General features: G+C 39.2%; 11 protein-coding genes. 4 read left to right on the top strand and 7 right to left on the bottom strand.

What is annotated here, in order from left to right:
• Positions 1–7: 7 nt before the first annotated feature.
• The 7 genes from G4D82_RS10125 to G4D82_RS10095 all read right to left on the bottom strand — a co-directional run bounded on the left by G4D82_RS10125 (position 8) and on the right by G4D82_RS10095 (position 10,572).
• Entirely contained in the window at positions 8–550 is a 543-nt protein-coding gene (locus G4D82_RS10125) for a hypothetical protein (RefSeq protein WP_166337164.1), read from the bottom strand.
• A gap of 91 nt (positions 551–641) precedes the next feature.
• Positions 642–2,942, bottom strand: a complete 2,301-nt coding sequence (locus G4D82_RS10120) for a T9SS type A sorting domain-containing protein (protein WP_166337163.1) — start codon at positions 2,940–2,942, stop codon at positions 642–644.
• Positions 2,943–2,948: 6 nt separating this feature from the next.
• Positions 2,949–4,460, bottom strand: a complete 1,512-nt coding sequence (locus G4D82_RS10115; protein WP_166337162.1) for a T9SS type A sorting domain-containing protein — start codon at positions 4,458–4,460, stop codon at positions 2,949–2,951.
• A 4-nt stretch (positions 4,461–4,464) separates the two neighbouring features.
• On the bottom strand, positions 4,465–5,544 hold the full coding sequence (locus tag G4D82_RS10110; RefSeq protein ID WP_166337161.1) for a T9SS type A sorting domain-containing protein: 1,080 nt from the start codon (positions 5,542–5,544) through the stop codon (positions 4,465–4,467).
• 15 nt (positions 5,545–5,559) lie between these two features.
• A complete protein-coding gene (locus G4D82_RS10105; RefSeq protein WP_166337160.1) occupies positions 5,560–7,125 on the bottom strand; it encodes a T9SS type A sorting domain-containing protein in 1,566 nt (521 codons plus the stop codon).
• Between the two features lie 429 nt (positions 7,126–7,554).
• Positions 7,555–9,342, bottom strand: coding sequence for a T9SS type A sorting domain-containing protein (locus G4D82_RS10100; protein WP_166337159.1), 1,788 nt, complete (start codon positions 9,340–9,342; stop codon positions 7,555–7,557).
• Positions 9,343–9,387: 45 nt separating this feature from the next.
• The gene (locus tag G4D82_RS10095; RefSeq protein ID WP_166337158.1) at positions 9,388–10,572 is read right to left on the bottom strand and encodes a right-handed parallel beta-helix repeat-containing protein; all 1,185 of its coding nucleotides are present in this window, start codon (positions 10,570–10,572) and stop codon (positions 9,388–9,390) included.
• A gap of 241 nt (positions 10,573–10,813) precedes the next feature.
• Between G4D82_RS10095 and G4D82_RS10090 the strand changes: the two genes are divergently transcribed.
• The 4 genes from G4D82_RS10090 to G4D82_RS10075 are packed head-to-tail and all read left to right on the top strand — an operon-like array spanning position 10,814 to position 16,612.
• Positions 10,814–12,817 carry a sensor histidine kinase gene (locus tag G4D82_RS10090; protein ID WP_166337157.1) on the top strand — a complete coding sequence of 668 codons (2,004 nt, stop codon included), beginning with the start codon at positions 10,814–10,816 and terminating at the stop codon, positions 12,815–12,817.
• Positions 12,818–12,860: 43 nt separating this feature from the next.
• Positions 12,861–14,858 (top strand): tetratricopeptide repeat-containing sensor histidine kinase, encoded by a 1,998-nt coding sequence (locus G4D82_RS10085; RefSeq protein ID WP_166337156.1) that lies wholly within the window; start codon positions 12,861–12,863, stop codon positions 14,856–14,858.
• Positions 14,839–15,474, top strand: a complete 636-nt coding sequence (locus G4D82_RS10080) for a response regulator (protein ID WP_166337155.1) — start codon at positions 14,839–14,841, stop codon at positions 15,472–15,474. Before G4D82_RS10085 ends, G4D82_RS10080 begins: the two co-directional genes overlap by 20 nt.
• Positions 15,475–15,502: 28 nt before the next feature.
• On the top strand, positions 15,503–16,612 hold the full coding sequence (locus tag G4D82_RS10075; RefSeq protein WP_166337154.1) for a helix-turn-helix domain-containing protein: 1,110 nt from the start codon (positions 15,503–15,505) through the stop codon (positions 16,610–16,612).
• Positions 16,613–16,639: the final 27 nt, after the last annotated feature.

The raw sequence follows: 16,639 nt of genomic DNA, 5'->3' as shown, positions 1-16,639 counted from the left end.
ATTCTACCTAACGCACTTTCTGACATTTGAAAGTCATGGTTCCAGGCGCATTTTCCAGTCCGCCATCATAGGTTTTGGTCAAGGTTACTTGATCAGGTACATCTACTACAAAAAGGTTTTCTACTTTAGTTACTGTAGCAGAAATCGATGTATCAACGGATTCGTATATCGCAGTTTTACCGGCTGAATCCACTGCGATGCATTCGATATGGAGGTATTTCAAGAGATGGTTATCATATAATGCATCTTCAGATTTGATGGTATAGGTGCCTGTTTGGTGGGTATTAAAGAAAAACGTCAGCTTACAGGCTTTGAAGTTATTGTCATTTCTGATATTGGATTCGGTAATCACCAGTGTAAAAGGATTTCCGTTGACATAAGTAGAGGTGTTCTGTACTGAAGAGGTTCTAGAGAAACTATAGTTGCCTAATTTCCAATTGTTCTCGGTAGCTGGAGAAGTATTGTTATCGCTGCTGCTATCACTGCTACATGAGATGAATAATAGAATTGTCATTAAGAGGATTCCTGAATTTAAAATTGATTTTTTCATTTTATTAGAGATTAGTTTATGGTTTTAATTAACTATGAACAGGGGTGCCATCTGCCGATTAGATGAATTACGACAAATCCTTTAATCTGTTTTACTTTTTGATGATGCGATGCACTTCCTGATTTCCTTCTTTTGATTGAATTTTTAAAAAGTAACTTCCATTTTCAAGGCCATTAAGGTCAATGGTTTCATTTTTAGAAAGTACTTTAAAGGCCTTACCGGTCATATCATATATTGAAAAATCGAGCGCTTCTTCATTGTTCAAAGCATTTACATAAAGCAAGGAACCTGTAGGGTTTGGAAAAATCCGATACTTTTTCCCTGATTGGAACACTGGATTGGAAAGCTGGTTGAAGTCGATTGTATATTTAATAACACCCAAATCATAAGTGCCGATATACACCTCTGCGGTACTATCTTTAAAATCGATTTGGACATTTTTGGTACCGGAATATAGATAGAGCAGTTCTTCAGTAGTGATTTGTTGCCAAGTTTCCCCTGAATCGACGGAATATCTCAAGGCAAAATCCGTGGTTTGTGTATCGTAGGTAATCGCGACCAAATAATTTGCATTGCTATCCGAATGATGAACCTCGTGGGCATCAAATGAAGACAACTGCACCCATTGGTTTCCGTGGTCGGTTGAGGTGAAGATGCCTTGTGAAGTAGCCAAAGTCAATTGATCCGGATGGAGCGGATTTTGATCCATATGGAAAATGGTTTCTCCATTGTTTAAGTTTTCCAATCCGGAAGTCACTACATCCCAGTTTACGCCATAATTGGTTGTCAAGTAAAGTCGGTTATTGAGGGCAATTCGTAGTCGGCTGGAATCTGTAGCATCGAAATGGAAAGCTTGGATTAAACCCGAAGCCGGCATATCGATTTGAGCTTGCTGTACATTATTGAGGTCTGTAACATCAAACTGAATCAGGCTTCCGATTTGAAAATCATTCGACACCGAACAGAATAGAATGTTCGGATTAGAGGGTTTTGAAGCTAGAGCATGGAAATAGACATTGGAGGTTGCAAAACCTTGAATGTTGTTTCCGTGATCATTACTAAGCCCGATACCAGAACCAAAAAAGGATTGATTGGCAGCGTAAACCCTACCTAATTGATTGGCGTCAGCGTAAAACTGGCTCACGACATTAGGAAGGGACTGTAGCGGTTGGATGCCGTGCGGAGTTTCTGTATTGGTGTTCAAATTTCTATGCACAAAACCATTTTGTACGGAATAATACAAATGTTTTTCATTGTCTTTTTCATAAAAATTGAGTTGACCGTTTTGCGAAAAAAAGAAACGATTGTCAATTTTTTGTACGGTTTCGCCTCCATTTGTGGACCGTAGCGGATAATCATTGTTAGTGATCAGCAATTCATTGGTTTGAAAAGGATTGAAGGTAACTTTACTGCCAAAGTAATAATTGTTAGGGTTTTCCATATTGTTTTCATAATGGATGATTTCCTTAGTTTGAAAGCCGTCTTGTGTCCGCATGATTTCATTCAGGCCCAAAGCCACAATGTTGAGGTAGTTGGCAGGATTGTACTGGATATCCAGTATTCCTGAATTCATTTCATTGGGTAACTCTGGAAAAACATCCTCCCAATTCTCACCACTGTCGGATGATCGGAACAAGTGTGTAATAGTGCCATACCATGAGCCAATTAATATGTCATTGGGTGTATTGGGATGAAAAGTAATTGAACCCAATTCAATTCCTGATAGTTTCTCTTCCCATGTTTCACCTGCATCTTTCGAAATAAATAAACCTCCATAATCTTCAGGATCAAGCCCTCCAACACGTGCAATGAAAAGCTTATCAGGATCATTAGGAGCGATGGCTACATCATTGGGAAAAATGCTGTCGTAATCAATGTTATGATAAACAGTAGTCCATGTAGTTCCCCCATTGATGGTGTAGTAGACTTTGGCATATCTAGAGCCTGATATACCATAAATTTGCTGTGCAATCAGAATTTCGTTATTGTAAAAATCATAAGCAGTAATAGCACTTTCATCTGAATTTATAGGGATAGGAACTAGGTATTCATCAGTGATTTGCCGTGAGGAGATATCCAGCATGTAAATTTTATTGCAGTTAGAGTAGCCGTCCTGCAAAGTGAAACTCAGCATTGTGGAATTGTAAATTTTAAGGCTATTGATTTGCTTGAAATCAACGGTTGGTACTGTATAAAAAACAGACCAATTCAACCCATTGTCTTCTGACATCACAATGTGGTTGCGAACTGTGGCTGCATAAATTTTGTTAGGTACCAACGGATCGTACTCCATAAACAAAAGCTGCCCATAAGATTTAGATCCTACTATCTCCAATTGAGCCATAAGGTACTGGCTAAAAAGAAGCAATATTAAGGGTAGTAGTCTTTTCATAATTATTTAGTTTTTAATAAATTTCGAAACAAGAACTTTGTTGCTATTGCCAGTAATTACAACAAGATAAATACCCGTATCTAGCGTTGAGATGTCTATCTTTTCGGCATCATCAGTCGCTTTTACTTTTTGCCCCAAACTATTCCAGATAGTGATTTGTTCTATTTTATGCTCCGTTTCAATGGTGATATTATTTTGGGCAGGATTTGGCCATACCAGTACTTCTGGCTTTTTGATTTCGCCTGTTCCTAAAGTACAATCGTCAGGATTACCAATGCCTCCAGCCAAGCTGTCTACTAATATTTGAGGTGATCTTTCAGTACAACCATTCACGGTCGTTAAAACACTATAGGAGTAACCAGCCCAAACATCAAGAGATTGCTGAGTCGCTCCCGGAATTGGTTGACCATAATCGTTAAGCCACTGGTAACTTTCCGCTGGTTGGGTCCAGACGGTTCCGGAGGTTTCTGGGCAAAGTAGCAAGTTGGGAAAAATGGTATTAGTATGCGGACAAAAAGTGACCGTTTGCTCGGTAACGGATTCCAGATTTTGGCCCAAATAGCATTTGTTTACAATTTGTTTAATGGTGTAGGTGCCGTCGTTGGCATAACTGTGGGTTGGAACCAATTCGGTCGAGGTTGTCCCATCTCCGAAATCCCAAAGCAGTGAACTGTAAAAGCTGGCATCAAAAGAAAAAATCTTAACCTGATTGAATCCTTCTCCAATGACATGGGTAAAGCCCGATGTCGGAACATAACGGCCAATATACCAATCGGCCATGTGTTCGAAAACCAAAGATTTTGTGGCGCTTCTGATAATTTCGGCAGTTGGAGCATCAAGGCCGTAGTTATCGGTAATCAGCATTGGGTCTTTTCTAAAAAGCGAAGTATAAAAACAGCAGGCCGCTAGGTAAGTACCCGCTACTGTTGGATGACTATCGTCGGGGTGATATAAATTGATATCGGGATAGTTCTCTTTAATATACCTCCAGACTACGCCTACCGGAGTCACTTCGGATTGGTTCAAATCTGACATTTCAAAATAGCGTTGTTGTAAAAGATTTTGCATGCCGTCATAGGAGCAAACCATGGGGTTAATTGCGCAGTTTTGCACATCGCCGTTTTTGTGTCCCCAAGTCATGAACGAAGTCAGTTGGGCACATGACTGATTTTGTTTAATGTAATCTTTCAGGAAAAAAAATCCATCCATAAACGCTGAGGGCACGGGAAATGCCGGACGCTGGCTTTGCTCCTGAAGCACAATATAATCCCATGAATTGGAGAGAATTTTGTTTCTCGACACATCGCTGGTGTAGTGGTCCATTAAAGTATATCCGCCTACCAAATTGGCATCGTAAAGCAAAATATCACCGGCACTCGTAGCTAGGGCAGAAAGTGTTTGCGGTAAGTTGTTTACATAAGTATAACTGTTGCCTAAGAACAGTACTTTTCGCGTTTCTTGTGCCCATCCGATTACCGAAAAAAGCAAGCAGCATATTATGATTTTTCTGACTTTCATGTTTTTATGATTTGATGAATTTCAATCTGAAAACTTGGTGGTTTCCATCAGTCAGTTCCACCAGATAAGCTCCAGTACTAAGCGCGGAAATGTCTATGGTATTTGAAGAAAGTAAATGGACTTTCATCGCCTTTCCCATCAAATCATAGAGGGCTGCTATTTTAATTTTAGTCTCAGCACTTACCGTAAGGATGTTTTGACTGGGATTGACATAAATTTCCGGAATATCTCTATTGAAACTAGTCTGACTCAAACTGTTCAAATCGAATTTTACTATTCGGTTCGCACCCATTTCTGCGATATACAACTGATTGTTGTAAACCACCATGCTCTGCGGATTGTTTAGCTCTGAGATTACCCGCTGCGGAAAGGTTGAGCTTCCGGTGAGGTTGATCCGGTCGATATTGCCCGTAGCTTTATCGGCCGTGTAGAGATAATTATCGTGAATCAGCAGTGAAGCCGGAGCCGTGAGAAGCGCAAAAAGAGATTCATCCACCGGACTCGGGTTCACCAGCGAGTTGTAATTCACACGCCCGTAATCAGGATTGGCATAATAGAAATTGTCGCCCTCAATAACAATATCTGTTGCCAAGTCGTTGACCGCAGTCGAGCTTTGGAAAGGCGGTGTGTTGGTCAGAATTTTGCGAATCGCATAACTGCCGTAATCGCCCACCAGAACGATATTACTCTTCACATCCAAACCAATCGGCGAAGTTAATCCAGTTGTGATGTAAGGTACCAGTTGAGGCGGTGCGACCAGCATATTGAATCTTGAAATTCGATTGCCACCAGTTTCTACTACATAGAGGTAATTGTTATCGATTTTGAGCCGGGTGGGCTGATTCAAACTGGTAAACAAGTCAAAGCTTTGGGCTACTTGATCGGGTAAGTACATCATAGAAACCTTGTTGCCATTCACAGTACCTGATTCGGCGATAAATAAATTTCCGGCTTCATCTACGGCCAGTCCGTATGGGCTTGACAAACCGGCGATGACTTCAGTTACTTGTGCCGTACTTTGCTCGGACCAATTCAGACAAAAGATAAGCAGCAAGATATTTTTTAAGTAGTAGTGTGTTTTCATTTTGAGCTATAGGTTTTAGTCTTTAATAAATTTCCCGTGAAGGGTTTGCCCGTTTTGATCTATCGCTTGAATAATATATATGCCACTAGACAAGCCTGAAATGTCGTAGGTATTTGATGCGAATTCATCTAAGCGGATGAGTTTCCCAAGCGTGTCAAAAAAAGCAACATTTTGGAAGGCCATGTTTTCATCAATCACTAATGTTTCAGTAGCTGGATTGATTCGAACCACTAGGTTGGCAGTTGGATTCTGGTTTTCCGTATTGAGCAAACGGTCGACGTTTACCATGGCCAAATAATACTGTACTTCTTCAAAACCAATCATCGGATTGGCATTGGGAACATAGCCAGTAATGAAAAGCCGATCCTGATCATAGAGAAAGGCATGGGAAAAAGCTTCACTACTGTTTTTAGGGGCAATGTTCAGTTCCAAAGCACCATTGATACTCAAATCTGCGTTCATGTTCACAATATGAAGATTGCCGTTTTCAGCCTCGTTTTTATAGTTGGTATAGATGAAAATCAGACCGCCATTATCACGAATAACAATTTTTGAATTCACCCAAGCACTTAAACTGTCATAGGTATAGGCCAATCGCGCTTGATGCACTAGATTAAAATTCAGATCGAGTTCGATGACCACTTCATCCTCAATAGTTCCATTGCTGAGGTAGCTCACGTAAAGATGTTGGTTCACCGGATTATATCTTAAATCATCAATTTTATCGGTTCCGCCATCGGTTAAGGAAAAAGTGCGCTCTTGAATGAGGTTTCCGTTCTCGGTATGGATTGCCCGGAATTTAATTACATCGTTCGCTACTCCAGAAACCCAAGTTCTTTCTAAACCAGCATGATAAATAGTCTGGTTTTCCCCGAGAATGGTTCGGTAGTCCAGTTGGTAAGTATTAAAAGTGGTATTGACAAACTCCCTGGTCCAAATGAGTTGCCCTGTTTGCGGAGAAATACACCGCAATTGGTGGTTCAATCTTTCGCCGTAATCTATGATAAAATTGCCGTTGGAAAGTGCTTTAATCCTTTCTGTGTATGCATTCGCAACAGGCGCAGTATGTTTTAAAACCAACTCATTTGCCGAATTAAGAGTATAAATCAATTGATCGGTATCGGTAAAGACTGTGAAATATAAAGAGCCATTATGGGCAAAAAACGAACTAAAAGTAAAAAATCCGGAGATTGGAAAATCCAATTCCAATTCTTGTAAAATTTCGAAATCAGAATTAAAATAAAGCAGCTTGTAATGGGCATTGGTAGCGCTGGGTGTAGTGTCGAAAACTATAGCGTATTGTCCTGGGCTTACTTTTGTTATTGGGCTGAATTGACCACAGGTTCTTTGCGTGTTGAGTAACGAAATTTCATTTCCTTGTGCGTCAAATCGGTAAATTTTTAGAATATCACCTTCTACCACCGGACTGATTAAATTGTCGTACTCGTCTTTGATCGTGTTTTTGGATAGTCCGCCCAACGCGTTTTGGGAATGTACATCGAAAAGCCTCAACCACTCAATGCTTTGCGATATTGAACTTTGTGTCAAAAGTAGCCAGAAGAACAAGAGCAGCTTTTTCATTATTTTCTATAGTTGATGGTGAGAAAGACATTTGAATTTAGTGCTGTAGTAAAATATATTTCAATCCTTAACACTTAAAACCGGACTGTAAATATTTATTTTCTTAAGTAAATAGGGATATGGAAGGAGCGCATAATTAACCAAAATATATACGAAATATTACCCTTTTTCAAAGCTGTCTATTAATCCCAATAATAGCCAATCTTCCATACCCTAAATACCTAAAGAATTGAATCCTAGTTAGAAACGAAACCAACTTTTTTTACAAAATTACTTTTACCCAGCATGATATCAAATACCTGTAAATAGGTGTAGTTTACTACCTGATTGCAGGTAAATAAAAAAAGCAAACCACTATTGCAATGCTTAATGATTGTAACAGTGGTTTGAAATACCTGCTGAACTGAAAGCAGTAAAGTGATCTCAGTTCTATTCTTTGATAAATTTCGAAGTGAAAACCTGACCTTGATTACTTTCAATGCGAATGAAGTAAACACCGCTGGCCAATCGAGATACATCGAATTGATTGATCGTTGTTTGTGGAACATTTACTTTTTTTCCTAGGAAATCTATAATTTCTATTCTAGACAAGTTCAGTTTAGTTGCTACATTGAGCGTTCGCTGCACCGGATTCGGGAAAATAGATGCATCAAATCCAATTTCGAATTCAGGATTGGTTAAAGAAGTAGTAGTTGTAAAACTCCAAACTGCAGACCACAAACTAACATTTCCTGCTACATTGGCGCGTACTCTCCAGTAATAAGTAGTTTGAGAGGATAGTGCATTTGTCGCAACCGAAGTGCCGTCTACCAAACCACTTTGAACCAAACTACTAAAGGAAGCGTCGGTAGCCAATTGATATTCATAACTACCAGCACCAGTAATGCCTTGCCAAACCAAATTGGTAGTCAACGGAATCTGGTTGGCTCCGTTAACAGGTGAAGTTAACAGCACCATTGTATTGTAGGCAATGTCAATACCGACTATTTTAGAATAAACATTTCCCCAGTTGCCATCGTCACCGATCACTCGAATGTTCAATAGATTGATTCCGGCAGAGGGAAATGGTGCATTAGCTGCCAGAATAGCTTCAATGGCTTGGTTGAAATTGCCGTCAAAAGCCAACATTGGCGTTCCATTCCCGGCACCCGGATCCGTATTCCAGAAGTATTCGGCCTGCACAATTTTAACGCTATTGTTGGTATTGTTGTTGGCAGCCAAACGGAATGTTTTTCTAAAAACCGGTCCCCAAATTCCATCATCAGCTTTCACGCGAATACCGATAGCATGATTGCCAATATCAGGTAAGTTCGCAGCATTGGCCAACACATTTTCTAGGGCTTGGTTGAAATTTCCGTCAAAGGCCAATAATGCAAATCCGTTGCCTTGGCCCGGGTCATTGTCCCAGAAATATTCGCCTTGTATGATTTTTACGTTGCTATTCGAATTGTTGTTATCGACCACTTTAAATACTTTTCTAAAAGTAGCACCCCAACGCCCATCATCAGCTTTTACCCTCAAGCCAATCGAGTGTGTTCCCGGTGCTGGTAGTGTGGCATTGCTGGTCAAGAGACTTTCTAAGGCTTGGTTAAAATTGCCATCAAAGGCCAATAATGCATATCCGTTGCCTTCCCCAGGATCATTGTCCCAGAAATATTCTCCTTGTGTGATTTTTACGTTGCTGTTCGAATTGTTTTGGTTAACAACTCGCAGTACTTTCCTGAATACAGGGCTCCAAATACCGTCGTTGGCTTTGACGCGGATACCAATGGTATGATTGCCCAGATTTGGAAGCGATGCGTTGTTTGCCATCACGCTTTCTAGTGCTTGATTGAAGTTGCCGTCAAAAGCCAATAAAATGTTTCCGTTGCCTTGCCCAGGATCATTGTCCCAGAAGTACTCGCCTTGGGTAATTTTTACCAATGCATTACTGTTATTATTGGAGGCAATTCTGATTGATTTTCTATACACCGCACCCCAAAGACCATTTTGACCTTTGACCCGAATGCCCAGCACATGATTTCCTGCTGTAGACAAAGCGGCATTGTTCAAAAAAACGGCTTCGATGGCTTGATTGAACTGACCGTCTATGGCTTGCAGCGGAATGCCATTTCCATTTCCCGGATCGATATCCCAGAAATATTCTGCTTCTATGACGGTTTGTGAAAAAGTACTCACCGCAAAGAGCAAAAGCAGTTTTGATAATATTGATTTCATTTTTAGAATGTTTTCATAGTTAATAAATTAAGAAGAAGCTTAATTTTATCTATCAAAACTTTCTGCTTTAATGTTCAAAGGCCCGCCGTTGGTCGTGATTCCGAAAGGCATTTCAATATTGTATACTCTTGAGCTGCCCGTGATTGGGAAATAATTATCAAGCGTGTACGAACCTCCGTAGCAACCGGCGTCACCTACTGAAAGATCCAAATCATAAAATTCAAAACTCGGATCGGCGCCGTTGAGTGCTGCTGTTGGTAAAATCAATTGACCAGTGGTATTATTGACCGGTGCAGCCACTAGATCGGTCGGTTGATTCTCGCTGTTGATATTGATCGAGTTATTAAAATAGTAATTGTAAGAGGCCGTTATATTCACACCAGCCGCAAATGAAAATCTTGGGTTGACAGTAAAATTATTGGCTTTTTGGAAAATATTATTTTTCACTAATGCCGGTGAGTTCAATACCAAGAAATAGTTATAACTGCTTGAGTTGTTAGATGTTAGTACAAACGTATTATTGAATATATTCAACTTATTAGCGGTAGTCGAGGCAAAATTGTAAATTATTGAATAGAAGTTGTCGCTAAAAGTATTGCGAACCAACAGGTTGTTGAAAATATTCAAGAAAACATCAGAACTGCATTCAATTCGCGCTGCTTTATTGGCGATGATATTGATGGTGTCATTGGCAATCGAGCCCGAATTGGCGATGATTATTTTCTTGTTTGCATTACCGAGTTCATTGCCAATTATTTTTCCGTGAGCGATGCTGATGCTGCCATTGCCCAAAATGTTCGAAACTACCGAGGCATAATATTGATTGTTCAATGTGATATCGCCACCTTCGATCAAGCAACCCATAACGTTGACATTGGTTCTCCAACCGGCAGCACTTCCGGTAATACTTCCTGTGGTGATGTGTGCCCCGATGATGGTAATGGTTCTGTTGTTGGCTGCCAGAAGAGAAATATCGCCTTGGATTTTATAGCGCACGCCATCTTCGGCTGAAGCCAGTTCAAGGGTTTTGTTCAGCACAATGTTCTCTATGTATGGGTTGTCACCGATTTTCGGATAGATGATAATTCGATCGCCATCTAATGCTGCGGCAACAGCGGCCGAAATTGTTGAGAAAGTTCCCGAAGGTCCGTTTTCTTGTACGATTCTGTCGATGGCAAAGACATTGGTAACCAATAATAATGCAAGGAGTGTTTGGATTGTTTTTTTCATTTTTTTGTTTATTTTTTGATGATGTTTTTTCGTCAAAGTTTCTCATTTGACGATTCAACGGCAAAACTAGCTTGATATCGCAATCCAGTAAATACCTGTTAGTAAGTAAAAATAGCTACCTGATTTCAGGTAATTTTATTTGAAATGTTAAAAACCACTCAGGGATTCCTATTTTTGAAGTGATTTTTCGGGAAATTAAACTACTGTACTCAACTCAGATTTTGGGTTGATTTTACTATCAATGCAAAAATACCTAGCCATACTGTTATTGTTCAGTGTTTGTTCGTATGCGCAAAGATTCAACTCATTGAATAATGACAAAACCTTCATTGACAGTATTTCAGGAATCATTAAATCGACCAAAAACGATAGTATACGTGCCTATTATAGTTTTAAAATCGCCGATTTGCACCGAAGAAACAAAGACCATGAGAAGTTTCAATATTATCTCAGATTGGGCAATCGATACGCCTCGGGTTCTGCTTTTTTAAAAGATGTTTCAATATATTACAATGCTCTTAATTATGCAGAAAAAGGGCAAACAGATCGATTTGCTAAAGCGCTCAGAGCGGCACTGGGCAAAATCCGAAAATACCGTCATCTCCAATCCTACAAGATTCAAGTGATGATTTTACAGAATCTTTCAGTTGCCGAATTGCTACTCGATCACCAAAGGGAATCCATGCGTTTGCTTACCGAAGAAGCGATACCTGTTGCTTTAAAGACCGGAAATCCTGAAATGTTGGCAGACTTGTACAAGCTCATTGGAATAGGTTTGATGAATATCGGTGATCGTTCAAAAGCAGATTATTATTTTCTAAGAGCCATTACTGAAATTCAAAAGGCAAAATACTCACCTGTTTTGCTTGAAAATAAAATAGAACTCTACATTATTCATGCTGAGAACTTGATTTATTCGGACCGGCTAGCTGATGGTAAAAACTACTTGATGAAAGCTTACACTTTGCTCAAGCCTTTTCCAAAATCAAACTTAAACGGACTTTATTATTACGCTGATGGGCTGTATTTTTATAAAACAAAGCGATATGACTTGGCCTTAAAAAGTTATGAATTAGGCCTGCAAAACTGCATTTTGAATCGAGACAAGCAATCGATGAACCGACTGCAATTTGTGAAGTATCAAGCTTTTTTGGCCTTGGAAGATTATCAGCAAGCTAAAAAAGTGCTCACCGAACTGATGCAAACCCCAGTGTTGTTTTCGGTAGAAAAAATGAAGTTCTACAAAGAAATGGCTTGGGTAGAACAACAATTGGGCAATGAGCTTAAAGCCTATCAATACAACCAAAAATATATCGCTATATCGGATAGTTTGCGTGCTACACATGAAAAAGAACAAGTGCAAAATCTAGAGAAAAAATTCAACCAAACCGAGAAAGAAAATCAAATCAAAGCACTCGAAGCAGAAAAAAAACAAAACTTGTTGTTGGCCCAATACAATAGAATGAGTTATGTTGTTTTAGGGCTGATTTCGTTGATATTATTTTTGGTGACTTTATTTTTGGTACTCAATTCCAAAAGCCTCAAGCGCATCGCCAAACAGAATGAAATCAATTACAGGCAAAGTATCGATGCGTTGAAGTATCAAAAAACATTCGAAATCATGCAAGCTGCCATCTTGGGTGAAGAAGCCGAAAGAAAGAGAATCGCGCGGGATTTACACGATGGTATTGGCAGCCGTCTTTCGGCCTTAAAAATGCAGTTGCAAAGTTTGAAATCGCAACCTGATTCTAATCCGGCCTGGTCGCGTTTTTCAGATTCTTTATCTTTATCTATCGCAGAACTTCGTCAAATAGCCTTTAATTTATTGCCCGAAACCTTAATCAAGTTAGGGCTTGAATTGGCTTTGAAAGATTTGTGTCATAGTCAGTCCAACAGTAAAACAGCCATTGTTTTTCATGCCAATTCCATTAGTGATCAGATTGCTTCTAACGATCAGTTGTCTATTTTTAGAATCGTTCAAGAGCTTATTAATAATGCACTTAAACACGCGCGCTGTACTGAAATTATTGTAGATTGCAGTCAAAATCAAGAATTATTTCTGATTACCGTAGAAGACGACGGAATTGGTTTTGACCTTAAAGCTCTAGATAACTTTTCAGGTTTAGGAATTAAAAACATTAAGAATAGGGTAGAATTGCTTAAAGGAAATGTAGAGATTATTTCGCATCCCGACCAAGGTAGTATTTTCAATATATCCATCACATTAAATACTGAGACAAGCTAGGATGGTAGTGCGATATATTATTATTTTATTGTTTTTCTTAACGATGCCCTCAGTTTTGGCACAAGCTTATCATAGTTTGAATGATGATCAAAAAAAGATCAATGAATTGCTTTCGGCCTACCAATCGGCTTCATCCGATAGTTTGAAAGGTATTCTGGGTTATCAATTGGCCTCGATTTATTATAAAAACAACCAACAAAAGTCTTCTCAATTTTATCTTAAACAGGCCAACCGGTTTGTCAAAGACAATTCTTACCTCAAAGCACTTTCTTATTATTACAATCACGCCATGCATCCTTTGCCTATTGATGCTGATGCAAACGCATTGAAAAGTTTTAAGCAAAGCTATATTTTGGTGAATCAGCAATTAAAAAAATTCCAGACTCCGAAAGCTTATGCTATTCGGTCAACAGTGCTGTTTAATTTGGCCTTGGTCTATCAGCGTCAAAACAATGATTTTGAAGCAATTAAAATCTTGCTCGATCATGCCTTACCAGTGGCAAAAAAAGCCAACGATGCCATTGAAGTTGCCAATATTTATCGTTTTCTTGGGCTCATCTTTTACAACAAAAACGATATGGCTAAGGCCCATCAGTATGTTCATTTGGCTATTGAAACGCTCGAGAGGAAACCTTTGAATCATGAAAACTACGCTGAAGATTTGCTAGCGTTTTATCTGTTTTATGTTGAAATACTTTCGCAAGAACAGCAATTTGATGCCGCTGATTATTATCTGAGTAAAGCCCAAAAGATGCTTGCCTTGCATCCGGAATCGAACATGCAACTCGATTATTATTCGGCCCAAGGCAGTTTACTGCATCAAAGTCAGGATTTTCGCAGTGCCATTATGGCTTTCGATAAAGGAATACAAAAAGCCCAACAAGAGCAAGATGCTTATTCGGTGCTCAATTTTAAGTTGCTCAAGTTTGAATCGCTCAAAGCCATGCAAGATTTTGAAGCGGCTAAAGAAATACTCCTGGAGGTTTTAAATGACAAGCAAGTCAATATTGAAGATCAAAAAAATTATACCAAAGAACTGGCCTCGATTTACGGACAACTCAATGATTTTTCGAAGGCATTAGCTTATTCAGAGCGCTATATCGAACTCAGCGACAGTTTAGAAACGCATTCCGGCACCACCGAAATCATGAATTTGGAAGCCAAGTTCAAAAACCAAGAAAACGAACGCAAAATCAAGGCGCTTCAATTTCAAAAACGACAAGCCTTGCTCACTGCCCAATACGATCGTTTGAATCATATCGTCTTTGGTTTGATTTGTTTTATTTTATTCTTGGCTACACTTTTATTGGTGAAAAATTTCAAAGCACAAAAACGTATTGCCGCCCAAAAGGAAATCAATTACCTGCAAAATCTCCAAGCACTTCAAACCCAAAAAGAGATTGAAGTGATGCAAGCCAGTATGATGGGTGAAGAAGCCGAGCGAAAAAGAATAGCCCGTGATTTGCACGACGGCATTGGCAGCAGGCTTTCGGCGTTAAAAATGGAACTGCAGGCCGGCGATAAACTTCAAGAGCATACTTCTTCCATGGAAAGTATTTCGGATTCACTCTCGAGGGCCATCACAGAATTGCGGCAAGTAGCCTTTAATTTAATGCCCGAAACCTTACTTAAATTGGGGTTAGAAATGGCTTTGCGGGATTTGTGTTTTTCGCTTAACTCAGAGAAATGTCAGATTACTTTCCAAGCCCATCAAATCAGTGATTCTATGAAAAGTGATGACCAAGTGGCTATTTTTAGGATTGTACAGGAATTGATTAACAACGCGCTTAAACATGCCGAAGCGACAGAAATTATTGTAGATTGCAGTCAGAATAAGGGTTTGTTTCTCATTACTGTTGAAGATAATGGCCGTGGTTTCAACACCGACGATTTGGCGGCGTATGCAGGATTGGGGCTGAAAAACATCAAAAACCGGATTGAGCTGCTTAGCGGTAAGTTTGAAGTAGATTCTCAATTGGGCGTAGGAACGCTAATCAATATCGAACTTTTATTACAAGACCATGAACAGTATAAAATATAACATTGCTATCGTAGATGATCATCCGATAGTCATCGAAGGTTTGAAAATGCTGCTTTCACCAATTGAAAATATCAGTATTGATGTTTGTCTGAACAACGGAACCAGTTTATTTGGCTACAACGACTTATCCAAACTCGATGTGATTTTTCTCGATGTTTTTCTGCCCGATATTAACGGAATCGATTTGTGTTTAAAGATTAAAAAACTGTATCCGAAAATTGTGATTCTCGCCATGAGCAGTCAATCAGAGCGCAGTATTGTAATGCAAATGATTAAGAATGGTGCCAATGGCTATTTGCTCAAAAGTGCCTCGCTGGAAGAGTTTAGAAATTGTATTGATCTAGCCTTGGCTGGTAAACTGGCTTTTTGCAACGAAGTACAAGCCTTAATCAATCAGACCGATATTAACGATTTAAAAGCCATTCCGCGCCTGACCGTTCGGGAAAAGGAAATCCTGACTTTGCTCAAACAAGGCAAGTCTACACAGGAAATTTCAGACACTTTGTTTTTGAGTTTCCTGACCGTGCAAACCCACCGGAGAAATCTCTTGCATAAGTTTCAGGTCAAGAATCTGGTGGAATTGTTAAATTTTGTTAGCGACAATGGGGTTTTGTAGTTAAATCCGTATCATTTTTTGATTTAATATGTTTTACCTAGCCGGCATCATCATTACTTTTTTTTTGGTTTTTCTACTTGTCGGAAAACGCAATAAAACCATAGCAGATCAAATTTTATTGGGTTGGTTTTGCGCTATTGGCGTTCATTTGATTTTGGTTTATTTATCGGTTTGCAGGCAAATTTATCAATATCCTTATTTGCTCGGAATCACCATTATTTTTCCATTGATTCACGGCCCGTTTCTTTTTTTATATGTTTCGGCGCTTACCAATCAATTAAAAAACAGAATTATCAACTGTTTTCATTTTCTTCCGGCTTTGATGTCGTTGGTTGGTTTTGCTAATTTCTTTCTTTTGTCTAATGCCTCAAAAATAGTGGTGTATGAAAATAAAGGGCAGGGCTTTGAAGCTTTGCTAAACATGTATTCCATATTGGTTAAAACCTCAGGAATTGTATATGTAGTTTGGTCTTTAGTATTGTTGCAAAAGCACCGTCAGAACATTCTCGGGCAGTTTTCTAATACAGATAGAATCAACTTAAACTGGTTGCAATATCTAATTTGGGGTGTCGCGGTAGTCTGGATTTTCGTGCTGATAGAAAACACGAGGTATCTCTATGTTGCTGTGGTTGTATTTGTAGTTTTAATGGGATATCTAGGGATCAATCAGGTCGGAATTTTTGCCTTGACAGTCGTTGAATCAGCGGGTGAAATTAAAATTCCTGTAGATGAAAATCTCCTTAGTGACAAGAAAACGAAGTATCTCAAATCTGGATTAACTGAAACCGAAGCGGCTGAAATTCACGCGCTACTTGCTGACAAAATGCAAACACAACAATGGTTTGTCAATCCCGATTTGACTCTCGTAGAATTAGCCAAGCTTTTAGAGGTGCACCCCAATATTTTATCTCAAGTTATCAATACTTACGAGGAGAAGAATTTCTATGATTACATCAATGCTCTTCGCGTGGCAAAATTTATTAGTTTGGTGCAGCAACCCGAGAATAAAAAGTTCACCATTTTATCGCTTTGTTATGACTGTGGTTTCAATTCCAAGTCATCGTTTAACAAGCATTTTAAAAGAATCACACAAACTACACCCTCAGCTTTTATCAATTCGATCAACCATAAGCGCTAAAATTGATATTTAAATGGTTCGAACCTA

The organism is Flavobacterium lotistagni (assembly GCF_011392125.1).
In the GTDB taxonomy this organism is placed as follows: domain Bacteria; phylum Bacteroidota; class Bacteroidia; order Flavobacteriales; family Flavobacteriaceae; genus Flavobacterium; species Flavobacterium lotistagni.
The sequence above is the reverse complement of the archived record's forward strand: the minus strand, read 5'-3'. Positions and strand labels throughout refer to the sequence as shown.